Origin of the sequence: Zobellia sp. 1_MG-2023 (assembly GCF_030549125.1) — a bacterium.
Lineage (GTDB): Bacteria > Bacteroidota > Bacteroidia > Flavobacteriales > Flavobacteriaceae > Zobellia > Zobellia russellii.
Genome location: NZ_JAUOSY010000005.1, coordinates 130897 through 146115 on the forward strand (window position 1 = coordinate 130897; position 15219 = coordinate 146115).

Annotated in this window: 16 protein-coding genes; 10 read left to right on the forward strand and 6 right to left on the reverse strand. The window is 40.1% G+C overall.

Annotated elements, in window-relative coordinates; all coding sequences use genetic code 11:
- Positions 1 to 42 precede the first annotated feature (42 nt).
- Positions 43 to 831 carry an NAD(+) synthase gene (gene nadE / locus Q4597_RS12255; protein WP_303406426.1) on the reverse strand — a complete coding sequence of 263 codons (789 nt, stop codon included), beginning with the start codon at positions 829 to 831 and terminating at the stop codon, positions 43 to 45.
- A gap of 71 nt (positions 832 to 902) precedes the next feature.
- Here nadE and gldB point away from each other — a divergent pair, with 71 nt between their 5' ends.
- Entirely contained in the window at positions 903 to 1886 is a 984-nt protein-coding gene (gene gldB / locus Q4597_RS12260; protein ID WP_303406427.1) for a gliding motility lipoprotein GldB, read from the forward strand.
- A 1-nt stretch (position 1887) separates the two neighbouring features.
- The gene (gene gldC, locus Q4597_RS12265; protein WP_303406428.1) at positions 1888 to 2223 is read left to right on the forward strand and encodes a gliding motility protein GldC; all 336 of its coding nucleotides are present in this window, start codon (positions 1888 to 1890) and stop codon (positions 2221 to 2223) included.
- A gap of 5 nt (positions 2224 to 2228) precedes the next feature.
- Here the strand turns inward: gldC and Q4597_RS12270 are convergent, their stop codons facing one another.
- From Q4597_RS12270 to bla, 3 genes are read right to left on the reverse strand one after another with little or no spacing between them, the layout of a single operon-like run.
- A complete protein-coding gene (locus tag Q4597_RS12270) occupies positions 2229 to 2942 on the reverse strand; it encodes a pirin family protein (RefSeq protein WP_303406429.1) in 714 nt (237 codons plus the stop codon).
- A 4-nt stretch (positions 2943 to 2946) separates the two neighbouring features.
- Entirely contained in the window at positions 2947 to 4572 is a 1626-nt protein-coding gene (locus tag Q4597_RS12275) for an alkaline phosphatase D family protein (RefSeq protein WP_303406430.1), read from the reverse strand.
- 25 nt (positions 4573 to 4597) lie between these two features.
- Positions 4598 to 5338: a subclass B1 metallo-beta-lactamase gene (bla, locus tag Q4597_RS12280; protein ID WP_303406533.1), complete on the reverse strand. Its 741-nt coding sequence runs from the start codon at positions 5336 to 5338 to the stop codon at positions 4598 to 4600.
- Positions 5339 to 5387: 49 nt separating this feature from the next.
- Here bla and Q4597_RS12285 point away from each other — a divergent pair, with 49 nt between their 5' ends.
- Positions 5388 to 5768, forward strand: coding sequence for a GTPase (locus Q4597_RS12285; RefSeq protein WP_215441235.1), 381 nt, complete (start codon positions 5388 to 5390; stop codon positions 5766 to 5768).
- On the opposite strand, the gene yihA is transcribed toward Q4597_RS12285, so the two are convergent.
- Both yihA and Q4597_RS12295 read right to left on the reverse strand, forming a co-directional pair.
- Entirely contained in the window at positions 5765 to 6382 is a 618-nt protein-coding gene (gene yihA, locus Q4597_RS12290; protein ID WP_289063369.1) for a ribosome biogenesis GTP-binding protein YihA/YsxC, read from the reverse strand. The genes Q4597_RS12285 and yihA overlap by 4 nt on opposite strands.
- 33 nt (positions 6383 to 6415) lie before the next feature.
- Positions 6416 to 7180 carry an alpha/beta fold hydrolase gene (locus tag Q4597_RS12295; protein WP_215441239.1) on the reverse strand — a complete coding sequence of 255 codons (765 nt, stop codon included), beginning with the start codon at positions 7178 to 7180 and terminating at the stop codon, positions 6416 to 6418.
- Between the two features lie 255 nt (positions 7181 to 7435).
- On the opposite strand from Q4597_RS12295, the gene mraZ reads away from it, so the two are divergent.
- From mraZ to murD, 7 genes are read left to right on the forward strand one after another with little or no spacing between them, the layout of a single operon-like run.
- Positions 7436 to 7909, forward strand: coding sequence for a division/cell wall cluster transcriptional repressor MraZ (gene mraZ, locus Q4597_RS12300; protein ID WP_215441241.1), 474 nt, complete (start codon positions 7436 to 7438; stop codon positions 7907 to 7909).
- Positions 7887 to 8813, forward strand: coding sequence for a 16S rRNA (cytosine(1402)-N(4))-methyltransferase RsmH (gene rsmH / locus Q4597_RS12305; protein WP_303406534.1), 927 nt, complete (start codon positions 7887 to 7889; stop codon positions 8811 to 8813). Before mraZ ends, rsmH begins: the two co-directional genes overlap by 23 nt.
- Positions 8814 to 8830: 17 nt before the next feature.
- Complete coding sequence (locus Q4597_RS12310) at positions 8831 to 9157, forward strand: FtsL-like putative cell division protein (protein ID WP_215441242.1); 327 nt, start codon at positions 8831 to 8833, stop codon at positions 9155 to 9157.
- Positions 9157 to 11163 (forward strand): penicillin-binding protein, encoded by a 2007-nt coding sequence (locus tag Q4597_RS12315; protein WP_303406431.1) that lies wholly within the window; start codon positions 9157 to 9159, stop codon positions 11161 to 11163. The genes Q4597_RS12310 and Q4597_RS12315 overlap by 1 nt, the downstream gene beginning before the upstream one ends.
- The gene (locus Q4597_RS12320) at positions 11160 to 12623 is read left to right on the forward strand and encodes a UDP-N-acetylmuramoyl-L-alanyl-D-glutamate--2,6-diaminopimelate ligase (protein ID WP_289041647.1); all 1464 of its coding nucleotides are present in this window, start codon (positions 11160 to 11162) and stop codon (positions 12621 to 12623) included. Before Q4597_RS12315 ends, Q4597_RS12320 begins: the two co-directional genes overlap by 4 nt.
- Before the next feature lie 37 nt (positions 12624 to 12660).
- Complete coding sequence (gene mraY, locus Q4597_RS12325; protein ID WP_215441245.1) at positions 12661 to 13881, forward strand: phospho-N-acetylmuramoyl-pentapeptide-transferase; 1221 nt, start codon at positions 12661 to 12663, stop codon at positions 13879 to 13881.
- A 1-nt stretch (position 13882) separates the two neighbouring features.
- Positions 13883 to 15217, forward strand: a complete 1335-nt coding sequence (murD, locus tag Q4597_RS12330; protein ID WP_303406432.1) for a UDP-N-acetylmuramoyl-L-alanine--D-glutamate ligase — start codon at positions 13883 to 13885, stop codon at positions 15215 to 15217.
- The last annotated feature ends 2 nt before the right edge of the window (positions 15218 to 15219 follow it).

The window sequence follows — 15219 nt, forward strand, 5'->3', positions numbered from 1 at the left end:
ATGAATTTATTCGATTAGATTACCTTATTTACGGATATATCGCTAAAATAGAGCGTCAGGAATTTCGCAAACGGGTATCGGATTCATCTTGTGTTGGTTAGCTGAATTAAATTTCGTGTATATTGAGAATACTTCCTTCTCTCTGCCAGTAAAATCGCTCACTTTTTTTCCTTCATCTTGCATTTTCATAGCCCATTCTAGCTCAGGGTAGCTTGCTCCTATCTGGTCTTCATCGGTTCTGTCGTCTCCCCAAAGTCCATCTGTTGGGGCTGCATTTTGGATATCTGTATTGATATTCAGGTGTTTGGCTATTTCGTATACTTCAGTCTTTAAAAGGTCTGCAATGGGGCTCAAATCTACACCTCCGTCACCATATTTGGTGTAAAATCCTACACCAAAGTCCTCTACCTTATTTCCTGTGCCTGCTACCAAATAGCCTTCCAGAGCCGCAAAGTAGTAAAGGGTGGTCATGCGTAATCTGGCTCTTGTATTGGCCAATGACATAAAACGTTCTTCTTCATTATCTACTTTTGGAAGAGAGGATACAAGACTGTCAAATACTGGGGTGAGGTTTACCGGTTGTCTTCTTACCTTGTTAAAATTAGCTTGCAGCCAGTCTATATGGCGTGATGCTCGGGTTACTTGGTTTTCAGCTTGGTGTATGGGCATTTCCAAACACATGAGTTCAAGACCGGTTTTGGCGCAGAGCGTGGAGGTCACTGCAGAGTCTATTCCGCCTGATATTCCAATGACAAAACCTTTCATGTTTGCATTTACCGCATATTCCTTTAACCAGTTTACTATATAATCTACTACCTTTTCTGTCTGCATAGGATGTTCATTATGTCTAGATCGACTAACTTTGTGAGCTTAAAAATAACGTCTTGCGGTTAAATATTGAAATGTATCGGAAATTACTTTGCAAACAAATACCAGTTTTTGCCATTTTTATGATTTTATTCGCCTTTTTTGGGTGTAATGAGGGGCCAAAGGTCTCTGAAGATGTACAGAAAATAAAAGTTGATTTGCAGGTTAATAGGTTTGATACGCAGTTTGCGGAAACAACACCAGAGGATCTTCCTGTTTTAAAAAAACAATATCCATATCTGTTTCCCGCACAATATCTGGATAGTGTCTGGGTGGCCAAAATGAAAGATACCATACAGATGGAGCTATTGTCCGAAGTGCAAAAGACATTTTCGGATTTTTCAGAAGAAGAACAATCTTTAGAACTCCTCTTTAAGCATATCAAATACTATTTTCCAAAGTTTGAGGCACCTAAAGTAGTGACCGTAACTTCGGATGTGGATTACAGTAACAGAATTATCTTAACGGACACCTTGCTGCTCATTGGTCTAGATAATTATTTGGGGCCGGAACATAGGTTTTACCGGGATATCCAAAGGTATATAAGCGCAGATTTGGATAGGAAGTATTTAGCTGTGGACGTTGCCAGTGCTTTTGCAAAAAAGGTGGTGCCCAAGCCACAAGAACGTAGCTTTCTTGCGCAACTTATCTACTATGGCAAGGAACTTTATTTAAAGGATAGGTTGCTTCCTTTGGCCACGGATGCTCAAAAGATAAATTTCTCAGAAGAGCAGTGGATTTGGTCGGAAGCTAATGAGCAACCCATTTGGAGGAATTTTATTGAGAGTGAATATCTATACAGTACAGATAATACCTTGGCGAGACGTTTTTTAGACCCGGCTCCGTTTTCCAAGTTTGGGTTGGAGTTGGACAATGAGTCTCCAGGGCGTATTGGTCGCTATATTGGTTGGCAGATTGTACGTGCCTTTATGGATAAGAATGAGGTAACGTTACAACAGATGTTGAGCTTACCTGCAGATGAAATATTTAAAAAATCTAATTACAAACCTAAAAAATAACATGGCAAATCTTTATACTTCAGAAATAACATTAAAGGTAGGTTTAGATGAAAACCGCGTGCCCGAAGAACTTACGTGGTCCGCTCAAGACGGTGGAATAAACAATGAAAAGGCCAAAGCAATGCTATTGTCCGTTTGGGACAGCAAAAACCAAGAGTCCCTTAAAATAGACCTTTGGACCAAAGATATGCCTGTAGACGAGATGAAAATATTCTTTCATCAGACCCTAGTTTCATTGTCCGATACTTTCATGAAGGCTACCCAAGATGAAAAAATGACGGCTACCATGAAAGATTTCTGTGAATATTTTGCTGAAAAATTAGAGTTGAAAAAATAAAAATTCTAATTGGCCATAGGGACTTCCATTAAAAGGATTTTTGAATTTTCGCTATAGTTAAAGTCAATTGTCTTGGTGGCTTCAATTCCAAGTCCATCTCTTTTTTCCAATGCGATACCGTTTGCGGTACATTTACCTTCAAGTAGAAAAACATAAACTCCGTTGTTCGTGTTTTTCAATGTATAGGTGTGGGTTTTTCCTTTGTGAAACTCCCCTAGATGAAACCAAGCGTTTTGATGAATCCAAATACCGTCATCATCGGGGTTGGGAGATGCAATTTGCTGCAAGCGATTGCTTAAACTGCCCGAAGTTAGGGTTATCTGATCGTAACGTGGTGTAACATTAACCTTATTTGGAAGTATCCAGATTTGTAGAAACTTTACCTTGTTCTCTCGGCTTTTGTTCTTTTCGCTATGTTGTATTCCGGAACCTGCGCTCATAGCCTGTATGTCTCCTTGGCGAATAATGGTGGTATTTCCCATATCGTCTTTGTGCTCAAGGTCGCCTTCAAGTGGAATAGAGATGATTTCCATATTGCTATGGCCGTGGGTTCCAAAACCCATTCCCGCAGCAACTTCATCGTCGTTTAAGACACGTAAGACCCCAAAGTTCATACGGTCTGGATTGTGGTAATTGGCAAAGCTAAAAGTGTGATAACTATTGAGCCAGCCATGATTGGCATGGCCTCGGGTATTGGCTTTGTGAAGTGTACTTTTCATGTCTTTAATTTTTTGGGTATTCCATAGGAATTGTGAAGGGCCACCCTTCAAACTGTTGGGCATCTGGCTGCGTTACATCTACATATCTGGGCCAGCATTCAAATGTGGTTATTTTATCTTTTTTGTTAAACCGAACCAGACCATAACCACCTCCCTTGGAATTACTTTCCGGGTTCACATAGGCCATCATGCTTATTTTATTGTTAAATCCGTCTAGATAGTCGCCCGTCCAAGGAAGTGATGTATTGGTATTAGGTTTTTTTCCAGCTTTCTCATCTTCTGGCCACCACCAACGACTATAGTAGTCGTTTACGATAGCAGGAACGATAAAGGACCATGGCCCGTCTCCAAATTCATGGATGCCTTGCTTGATTACGGTTGCCAAATGCTGGTCTCCGGCAATGTGAACGGCATTGGCGTTTTTTATAAGTTGTAGGGCTTTGTTTCTCCCTGTCTGCGGCCATCCGTTACTGTCCAAATCGGCATGAAGCCTGTTATCCAAAGAACCGTGAATATGTGCGCCACCGCAGAAACCGGTTTGTGATAAAACTACTTTAAGTGACTCTGTATTTGTTTTTCCCCAGTTGTCCAAAAATGTAAGCTGACGGTCGCCCAACAATTTAAGTTCGGGCAAATCTATAGATGCCGGGTCATAGTCGGGATTTCTAATATGGTCCGGTCGTGGGCCTTGCTGGGGTATTTTTCCATTAGGTCCAGACTTGAATTTTCGGTCTTCCAGAATGGCAAAGTCTATACCGCCAAGAGGTAAATTGGTATAGTAGACACCAATTCCTTGTTGAATGGGAGTAGGGTCATAAGGGTCTGGTAAATGTGCTGTTTGGCAACGCTCTACCATTTTTACATATTCATGATGGTAGGTGTAACCACCATCGTTAGACCCTTTTACGAGTGATATTTTTCCGTTTTCTCCCCAAAGATTTCCTTGCCCAATATCATGGTCGTCCGGAATACTGATAGCAGGGCGGTTGCGGAAAGTTTCCTTGAACTGAAGACCGAATTTTAACCAAGCCGCCGTATGTTCGGTATGGTCATAGGATTGGTCCCCGGCAAAAAATATCAGATCCGGATTTTGATGATTAATGTTGCGGACAAAGTTTTCTCTCATGCCCCGGTCTTGATTAGAGTTGCAGGAAAGGGCAGCAAGAACAATTTCGTCTTTCTCTTTTGGGTCTTTGCGAATCAATCCCTCATAAGTGGCTTTGTTACCATGCCGTATGCGATATTTTATGTCTTTTGTGTCGTCCCAGTTCTCAATACGAAAAAGAGCGGACCATCCTAAATCGTTTACGTTTTGTTTCTGAATCTCTTTCCATGAACCATTCTCTTTAATTTCCAATCGTACCACCCGTGTTTCGTTGGGGTAAAGAGGGTAGAGCTGTGCGCTGAGTTTCAATGTTTGTTGGGCAACGGTATAGATGCCAAAAGCAACTACACTATCGCGATTTACCTTTAGATTGATAATGGGGTTTTTATCGCGGTTCCACCAATCGTTTGTAGATAGTTTGTCTACATTGTCAAAAGGTGCAATTATAGGAGGTTTTTGCTCTTGTGCCGCTATAGGATTGGTGAAGAACCAGGTTAAAACCAGGATTAAAAGACTCTTTTTCATATTCGTTATGGTTCTGTAAAGGTTGTTATTCGGTTTTGAATAGTGATATGGTATAGTCCAACAGCTCCGTGCCACCATGGTCTCCATGTCCTGGAATGACGATTTTTAGGTCAGGATATGCTGTTTTAATTTTAGAGATAGTGCTGCTCCATTCATCGGTATTGGCATCACCCAGATATCCTTTTGTGGCGTTCAAGGATTTAACGGGGCATCCACCAAAAAGGAGGTGTTCACTTGGAATGTAGCTAACAATATTGTCTCTGGTGTGGGCTTCCCCAAAATGCCGGTTGATTATTTTTTTATTTCCTAGGATGATTTCGTTTACTTGTTCAAAACCTATTTGTGGCAGCCGATTTCCTTCTTTCTTTGCTAGTTCAATGGTTTTATTGTTGGCATAGGATGGGATGTTCAATTGATGAAAAGCGTCAACTCCCCCAAGACAATCATCGTGAAAATGATTTACGACCACTGCTTTAATTTTATGTTCCTTCGTTTTTGTGATCCAATCAATAAGTTCGTTAGAAGTCTCCGTGTCTATTGGTGTATCAAAAACTACGGCCTCACCGGCGTTCATGTAAACTAATCCGTTACAAGCTACTTTGCCATAATCTTCTGTTTGCAGGTATGAAACATGAATATAGCTGTTTTGGGAAACAGGAATTATTTTTAGGGTTTCGCTACTGTAAGTTCTATTTCCGTTTTGGGACTTACAACTTAGTAGTAGAACAGAAAAAAGCAAAATTATAAGTGGCGATTTGTAGTTCATGAGGTTTTGTTCTTTAAGTTTCATAAATATATAGTTTTACCTTGCACTAATGAAAGATTCAGATATTCAAAAACTCGTTTTTATATATAATGCAGATTCAGGTTTAAAAAACTCTCTATTGGATAGTGCTCATAAAATCTTAAGCCCTAGTACGTATGATTGCAACCTGTGCGACATAACGTTCGGAGTTTTTACGGAGAACAAAGTTTGGAAGGGTTTTAGAGAGTCTACAAGTATGGAAATGGAGTTTCTGCACAGGGACGAATACAAAAAACAGTATGCCTCTAAGTTTGGTAACAAGTTTACGTTTCCGATTATTTTGGCCCGGACAAACAATGATTTGGAAGTATTTGTGGGTACTGAAGAGATGAATACGATTGAAAATGCGGAATCGCTCGTAGATTTAATTACAAAGAGGATGGAAGCCTAGATTTTTTTGTCTTTGAAAAAATCTATGTTTATGTTTTCTATAAAGTCCAGAACATCATCACGACCATATCCTTTAGAAGATGAGGTTATGAAGTATTTTGGGGCTTCTTCCCAAACACCGTTCAGTAATTCGGTAATGTAACTGTTTACATTTTTCTCAATGGCGTTAGGCTTCAGTTTATCGGCCTTGGTGAATATAATACAGAACGGAATGCCGTTTTCGCCAAGCCATTCCATGAATTCCATGTCAATTTTTTGCGGTTCATGACGAATATCGACTAAAACAAAAGCGCAGACCAGTTGCTCTCGTTTAAGAAAGTAATCGGTTATATATTTCTGAAATGTCTTTTTGCTCTTTTTTGAAACACGGGCGTACCCATAGCCTGGCAAATCTACAAGGAACCAATTTTCGTTGATTTTGAAATGATTGATTAATTGGGTTTTTCCGGGGCGGCCAGAGGTCTTTGCAAGACTTTTTCTTTCAGTAAGGCTATTTATCAAAGAAGACTTCCCTACATTAGATCGGCCTATAAAAGCATATTCGGGTAGGGGTTCTTTTGGGCATCTTGCCACATCAGTATTACTGATTATAAAATTAGCCGTTTTAATATTCACCTTCGGAAACTATTTAATTGGGTAGTGTGGTTGCTAAAATTTACGTTGGGTCAACCAGTTGTCCAGAACTTCGTTAAATTTATCAGGATGCTCCATCATTGGGGCATGACCACACTTTTCAATCCAATAAAGGTCAGAATCAGGTAGCAATTCATGAAAAAGATCGGCCACGTCCGGTGGGGTAACCCCATCGTTCTCGCCCCAAATGATACAGGTTGGTGTATTCATTTTAGGGAGGTCATTGGCCATGTTGTGGCGTATGGCACTTTTGGCGATAGCCAATGTTTTTATAATTTTTTTTCGGTCGTTTACAGTAGCAAATACCTCGTCTACAATTTCTTTGGTGGCAATGGCGGGATCATAAAAAACGTCTTGGGCCTTTTTCTTTATAAATTCATAATCGCCACGTCTTGGATAGCCGTCTCCCATAGCACTTTCATATAAACCGGAACTGCCTGTAATTACGAGGGCTTTTACCAGTTTAGGGTACAGCTTGGTGTGGAGTAGACCTATGTGCCCTCCTAGAGAGTTTCCTAATAATATAACATCTTTAAGCTCTTTGAACTCAATGAATTTGGCTAGGAATTTAGCAAATTGCTTGACGTTCGTCTTAAGCATGGGCATATCGTAGATAGGTAATTCTGGAATAAGTACTTTATAACCCTTTTTAGGAAAGTATTCAGTAACACCTTGAAAGTTGCTAAGCCCTCCCATAAGACCGTGTAAAATAATGATAGGTGTACCTTCGCCTATCTCTATATACCGGAATTTTCCTTCCTTAATTAAATTTTCTTCCATTCAAGATACTTCTTGGTCTGTTCGTCAAAGATAGACATAATCCTACAATGACTATTATACAAGTATAGGCCAATAAAGCGAGAATTGCCCATTATTTTTTGATTACGACTAAAATTCGCTCTTTTTTCAGGGCACTAAATTGCCCATAATTTATGCCCAAAAGCCACTAGTTATTAACAAAGTGGTAATTAGTGGTAAAATGTGGTAATAAAATTTGTAGTTTTGAGTTATAGTATTGTAAAACAGCTTTTTTAAGTGATAAATTTCATTGGGACATACGATTGTAAGGCCGATGCCAAAGGTAGGGTAATGATACCAGTTGCCCTAAAAAATCAGATGTCTCCTATTTTAAATCAAAGTTTTGTCATCAAAAGATCTGTTTTTCAGCCTTGTTTGGAATTATATCCTATGGAAGAGTGGAATCTTCTTATGGAGAAGATGAACAAGAAAAACCGTTTCAAGAAAAAGAATAACGATTTTATCCGTCGTTTTTCTGCTGGGGTAAAGGTCATAGAGATCGATGCTACAGGTAGAATGCTAATTCCTAAGAACCTTGTGGAGATTGCCAATATCTCTAAAGAGGTGGTTTTGAGTTCGGCAATCAACATTATTGAAATTTGGGACAAGGATAGTTATGAGAAAGTATTGGAAGAAACTGCAGAGGATTTTGCCGAACTGGCAGAAGAGGTGATGGGGGATGACGGAGATGACGAAAGCTATGTATCATAACCCTGTTTTATTGGAAGAGTCCGTAAACGGTCTCAATATAAAGGAAGACGGCGTGTATGTTGATGTCACTTTTGGTGGCGGAGGGCATTCCAAGCACATATTGAAGCAATTGGGAAGCGAGGGTAAATTGTTTGCCTTTGATCAAGATGAAGATGCGCTTGCAAATACGCTAGGAGACCCAAGGTTTACATTGATCAATGAGAACTTTAGGTTCATTAGACAGTTTCTTAAGTTCTATGGCATTAGAAAGGTAGATGGAATTTTAGCCGATTTTGGTGTTTCATCACATCAGTTTGATAGAGCTGAACGCGGATTTTCTACCCGTTTTGAAGCGGATTTGGATATGCGCATGAGCAAAAGGAATCTTTTGTCCGCTTATGATGTGGTCAATACGTATGATTATGACGATTTAAGAAAAGTTCTTTTTCAGTATGGCGATTTAAGAAATGCGAATGCCATGGCAAAGACCATTTTGGCAAAGCGAGAAGAAGAGCCTATAAAGACAACGGACAGGTTAAAAGAGGTGTTGCGCTCATTTCTGCCCAATGCGAAAGAGCATAAAATATTGGCCCAAATTTATCAGGCTATTCGTATTGAGGTCAATCAGGAGATTGCTGTAATAGAGGAATTTTTGTTGCAAACTCGGGAGTTGCTAGATGTAGGAGGTAGGCTGAGTATAATAAGTTATCACTCATTGGAGGATCGTTTGGTAAAAAGGTTCATTAGAGAAGGGCAGTTTCAGGGCGAGGCGCCAAAAGATTTTTATGGAAATATAGATGTTCCATTTAAAAAAGTGGGGCCGTTAATTGTTCCGTCCAAAGAGGAAATAGCACAGAATAATCGTGCGCGAAGTGCCAAATTGAGAATTGCGGAGCGCATAGAAAAAGTGAATCTTAAAAATTGAAAAGAGAGAAGAAAAACATGAAAAAAGGATTGTTGAACATACTTAAAGGTAGGTTTTTGGTGAGTGATGACGCGCCTAAGAACTGGTTGTTCATCATTTTCACTTCTTTTCTGGCTACAGTAATGATCGGTAGCTCGCATAGTGCGGATAAAAAAGTACATCAAATTGCCGCTTTGAACGAAGAGGTGAAAGAGCTTCGGAATGAATTTGTAGATGCACGATCGGATGTTCAGCAATTAAAGTTGGAATCTACCGTGATGCAGATCGTTGCGGAGAAAGGGTTGTTTCCTTCACAGGTGCCGCCCAAACAGATTAGGGTAATATCAAACAAAGAGGAAGAATAGTGGCTGTAACCGAAAAAAGCATATTGACCCGGTTGTACGTTGTGTCGGCGTTCATGTTCCTGTTTGCTGTAGCAGTACTTTTCAAATTGGTGAACATTCAGTTCGTGCAAGGAGAGAAGTATAAGGCTTTGGCTATGGAGCGTACGGAGAAAATGTTCACTATTGCGCCTAATAGGGGTAATCTGTACTCGGATGATGGTAGTTTGTTGGCTACTTCGGTATCGCGTTACACTATTCGTTTTGATGCGGTTACCGTAAGCGATGAGGATTTTAGAAAGAATATTGTGCCATTGTCCAATTCGCTTTCAAAAATGTTGGGTAAGCCTTCATCGCATTATCAAAAATTATTGCGCAAGGCTAAAGTGAATAAAAATAGGTATGCACTTATCGCTAGAAACCTGGATTATTCAGAATATATAATGGTTAAGGATTTTCCTTTGTTCAATAAAGGTCCGTACAAAGGAGGATTGATTATTGAGCAGAAAACGGTAAGGGAGCATCCGTTAGGTAAGATTGCCGAACGTAGCGTTGGGTACGAGAATGTAGATGAGGATGGGTACTATTCCGGTGTGGGGCTGGAAAGGGCCTATGGGGAATATTTGAGAGGTGTTGAAGGAAAAAGACTAAAACAAAAGATTGCCAAAGGCCAGTGGAAGCCAATAGGGTGGGAGAATATCGTAGAGCCTAAAGATGGGTATGATTTGGTGTCTACCATCGATATTAATATTCAAGATATCGCCCACCACGCTTTGCTGGGGCAGCTGGAGCATTACAAAGCGGACCATGGTTGTGTTATTGTAATGGAAACGGAAACCGGAGAGGTAAAGGCTATCTCAAATTTGGGAAGAACGGAGTCCGGTAAGTATTATGAGCGCTTAAATTATGCTATTGGGGAGTCTAGTGAGCCCGGATCTACTTTTAAGTTAATGTCGCTTGTGGCCGCATTAGAAGATAAGGTAATTGATACCAGTACCGTAATGGATACGGAAAAAGGACGCTGGAAAATCTATGATAGAATTGTAAAGGATTCCAAGTGGGGCGGTTACGGTAAGATTTCTGCAGGCCATGCTTTTGAGGTTTCTTCTAACACGGCGTTTGCAAAAATGATTCATAACAATTACAAGAACGATCCGGAAAAATACGTCAATCGTCTTATGAGTATGAATCTCAACAAAAAGCTTGATTTGCCTATAAAGGGTGAAGGAGAGCCGGTTATTAGATTTCCTGGAGATAAAGGTTGGTCCGGTATTTCGTTGGCTTGGATGTCCCATGGGTATGAGGTTTCAATGACGCCTTTACAAGTGTTGACATTTTATAACGCTATCGCCAATGATGGTGAAATGGTAAAGCCTAGGTTGATAAAAGAAGTGCGTGAGTGGGATCTTACCATTCAGAAATTTGATAAAGAGGTGATTAATCCTTCGGTTTGTTCTAAAGAAACGGCGGCTAAAGTTCAGCAGTTGTTAAAGAATGTAGTGGAGAAAAAATATGGAACGGGTCACGGTCTGTATTCACCTAATTTTTCAATGGCAGGGAAAACGGGTACGGCACAGAAAAACTATGTGTCCAAGGATCCGGACAAATTAAAATACATATCCTCGTTTGCAGGTTACTTTCCGGCGGAAAACCCAAAATACTCCTGTATAGTGGTTATTCATGAACCGGACAAGAGTGTGGGGTATTATGGGGCGGATGTTTCCGGACCGGTATTTAAATCTGTTGCTCAGAAGGTGTACGCTACATCGCCGTTGGTAGATGAGGTAGATATGGAAAAGATGAAAGACCAACGATTGGATAAATCGTACCAAAAATATTATGCGGAGGCCCAAAAGAGCTACAAGCAAGTGCCTAATGTTAAGGGTATGAGCGGTATGGATGCTATTTCCATTCTAGAAAATTTAGGGATTGAGGTAGAGGTAAGGGGCAATGGCAAAGTAAAAAGACAGTCCGTTTCACAAGGAGCGGATATTAAGGATATCAAAAAAATTACACTAGAATTATCGTGAAGTTGCTAAAAGACATATTGTTCGGTGCAAGCCTCACCAACGTAATCGGTTCTACCGATGTATTGGTGAACGCTATCTGTTTTGACTCTAGAAAAGTTAAGATGGATGATGTTTTTGTGGCTATAAAAGGCACGGTAACAGATGGTCATTTGTACATAGCTAAGGCTATAGACCTTGGTGCAAAAGCTATTGTATGCGAGACGCTACCAGAGCAAACCATAGATGGGGTTACCTATGTAGAGGTAAAGGACGGCAATACTGCCTTGGCAATGATGGCTTCTAATTTTTATGGTAATCCTTCAAAGAATTTAAAATTAGTTGGGGTAACGGGTACCAATGGTAAGACCACTATTTCTAGCTTACTGTATCAATTGTTTAAAAAAGCAGGATACAAAGTGGGTCTTTTATCAACTATCAAAATTATGGTAGATGATGAGGTTTATGCAACAAGCCATACCACTCCGGATGCATTGACAATTAATGAGCACCTGTACCTTATGAACGAGGCTGGTGTGGAGTTTTGTTTTATGGAAGTCAGTTCGCACGGAATTCACCAAAAAAGAACACAAGGGTTGGTCTTTGAAGGGGCTATTTTCACGAACCTTTCCCATGACCATTTAGATTACCATAAGACGTTTGCAGAGTATAGGGATACCAAAAAGATACTGTTTGATCAATTACCAAAAAGTGCTTTTGCCATTTCCAATATAGACGATAAGAATGGGGCTGTCATGCTTCAGAATACGAAAGCAAAAAAATATACCTACGCGCTAAGAACGTATGCGGATTATCGTGCGCAAGTATTGGAGAGTCAATTTAACGGTACACTATTAAAAATAAACGAGCATGAACTGTGGTCTAGGTTAATAGGTCATTTTAATGCCTATAATATGTTGGCTATTTTCGCTACCGCGGATTTGTTGGGTATGGAAACTCTGGAAACCTTAAGGTTGCTGAGTGAATTGGACAATGTAGATGGCCGCTTTCAATATTTTATATCTAGTAAAAAGATTACTGCCATAGTGGATTATGCCCATACGCCGGATGCGCTAAAAAATGTGTTGGAAACAATCAGCACTTTGAGAACTGGAAATGAAAACGTCATCACCGTTGTGGGGTGTGGTGGCGATAGAGACAGATCTAAGCGTCCGGTAATGGGTCATATTGCTTCGGCAATGAGCAATAAGGCCATTTTTACTTCGGATAATCCTAGAAGTGAGTCGCCGTCCTCCATAATTGAAGCTATGGAAGAGGGAGTGGAGCCACAGAACGTAAAGAAAATCCTATCCATAGAAAATAGGGAACAGGCTATAAAAACGGCGTGCCAATTGGCCAATGCCGAAGATATTATCCTCATTGCGGGTAAAGGTCATGAGACCTATCAGGAGACCAACGGAAAGCGTATTCATTTTGACGATTTTGAAATGGTCAAAGACGTTCTCAAAAGTTTGGATAAATAACAAGGACCAAATAAGAAAAAGACTAGAAGCTTAAAAGATGCTATACTACCTATTCGAATATTTAGAAAAACAATACCAGTTGCCGGGGGCGAGCTTGTTTCAGTTCACCACCTTTAGAGCGGCTATGGCTATTCTATTTTCATTGATAATCGCTACGGTATATGGTAAGCGCGTTATTCTTTTTCTTCAAAAGAAACAAATAGGGGAAAGTGTAAGAGACCTTGGTCTTGAAGGGCAGAAACAAAAGGCGGGAACCCCTACCATGGGCGGACTCATCATTATCATGTCTACTTTAATACCGGTACTTCTGTTCGCTAAGTTGGATAATATTTACATCATCTTGTTGATTGTCACCACGCTTTGGATGGGTTTCATCGGTTTTACGGATGATTACATTAAAGTGTTCAAAAAGGACAAAGAAGGGCTTAAAGGCAGGTTTAAGGTTTTGGGTCAGGTAGTTTTAGGGCTTGGTGTTGGAGCTACCCTATATTTTCACCCTGGAGTAACCATGAGAGAAGACTCTAGCACTATGATTACGGAGGAGCTTCAAGTACGTGACGTTATGGGGAAGGAAATTCAATCCGTAAGGACTACGGTTCCTTTTTTCAAGAACAATGAACTGGATTATAGTGATTTTATTGGTTGGGCCGGAGAAAGTGCTAGGGATTATGCGTGGTTGATATTCATTCCTATCGTAATACTTATTGTAACTGCGGTTTCCAATGGAGCCAACCTTACGGATGGTATAGATGGGCTAGCAGCGGGTACATCGGCAATTATCGTATTTACGCTCGGCATTTTTGCGTGGGTATCCGGTAACGTCATATTTTCCAATTATTTAGATATCATGTTTATACCCAATTCAGGGGAGTTGGTGGTCTTTATAACTGCTTTTGTAGGGGCTTTGGTAGGGTTTCTTTGGTACAATGCCTTTCCTGCACAGGTGTTTATGGGAGATACCGGTAGTTTAACAATTGGAGGAATCATTGCGGTAATCGCCATCATTATTAGAAAGGAATTATTGATTCCCATTTTATGCGGAATCTTTTTTGCCGAGTCTTTATCGGTTATGATACAGGTGGGTTACTTCAAGTATACCAAAAAGAAATTTGGAGAGGGGAAACGTGTTTTTCTTATGTCGCCCATTCATCATCATTATCAGGTAAAAGGGTATCATGAGAGTAAGATCGTAACCCGTTTTTGGATTGTAGGTATCCTATTGGCCATTATTACCATCGTTACCTTGAAAGTAAGATAAGATGAAAAGGTTGGTGATTTTAGGTGGAGGCGAAAGTGGAGTAGGCACGGCCATTTTGGGAAAGAAAAAGGGATACGAGGTTTTTGTGTCCGACAGAGGAAAAATTAAAGAAAAATATAGAAACGTTCTTGAACATTTTGATATTGATTGGGAAGCTGAAAAGCACACCGAGGCGAAAATCCTAAATGCGGATTTGGTAATGAAGAGTCCGGGTATACCTGATACGGTGCCATTGGTTCAGGCCTTGCAGGAAAAAGGTATTCCTGTTATTTCGGAAATCGAATTTGCATCAAAATATACAGATGCTACTTTAATAGGAATTACCGGAAGCAATGGTAAGACCACCACAACTATGTTGGCAAATCACCTTTTAAAAGAAGGAGGTGCAAATGTAGGAATGGCGGGGAATATTGGTGATAGTTATGCCAAAATGGTAGCGGAGAACAATTTTGATTTCTATGTTTTGGAAATAAGCAGTTTTCAGTTGGATGGTATTGTAGATTTTAAACCGCATATCGCCATTCTAACAAATATTACTCCGGACCATTTGGACCGGTATGATTACAAATTTGAAAATTATGTCGCTTCAAAATTCCGCATAGCGGAGAACCAGACCGAAGACGACTTTTTTATATATGACGCAGATGATCCGGTGATTGTCGCGTGGCTTGAAAAGCACCCCTTTAAATCAAAATTGCTCCCTTTTTCCATTATGCGAGAATTGGAAGAAGGAGCTTACTTAAAGAACAACAACATAATACTGAACTCAACTAACGAGACATTGGAAATGACAAAAGAGACATTAGCACTAGAAGGAAAACACAACTTAAAGAACAGCATGGCGGCAATGACTGCTGCAAAATTAGTAGGGATAAGAAAAGCATCGATCCGTGAGAGTATCGCTAATTTTCAGGGAGCGCCACATCGCCTTGAAAACGTATTGAAAATACATCACGTACAGTATATAAACGATTCTAAGGCAACCAACGTAAACTCTGTATTTTACGCATTGGATAGCGTTAAAACACCTATTGTTTGGATTGTTGGAGGACAGGACAAAGGCAATGATTATAAAGAATTGATGCCATTAGTGCGTGAAAAAGTTAAGGCTATAGTTTGTTTAGGACTTGACAACGAAAAAATCAAAGATGCTTTTGGTAACGTGGTGGATTTGATGGTGGAGACCTTTGCTATGGAAGAAGCTGTCAAGGTAGCTTATAAGATTGCCGAACGTGGCGATACGGTTTTGTTGTCTCCCGCATGTGCCAGTTTTGATTTGTTTCAGAACTATGAAGATCGTGGCGACCAATTTAAAGCAGCTGTAAAAGCATTGTAAAA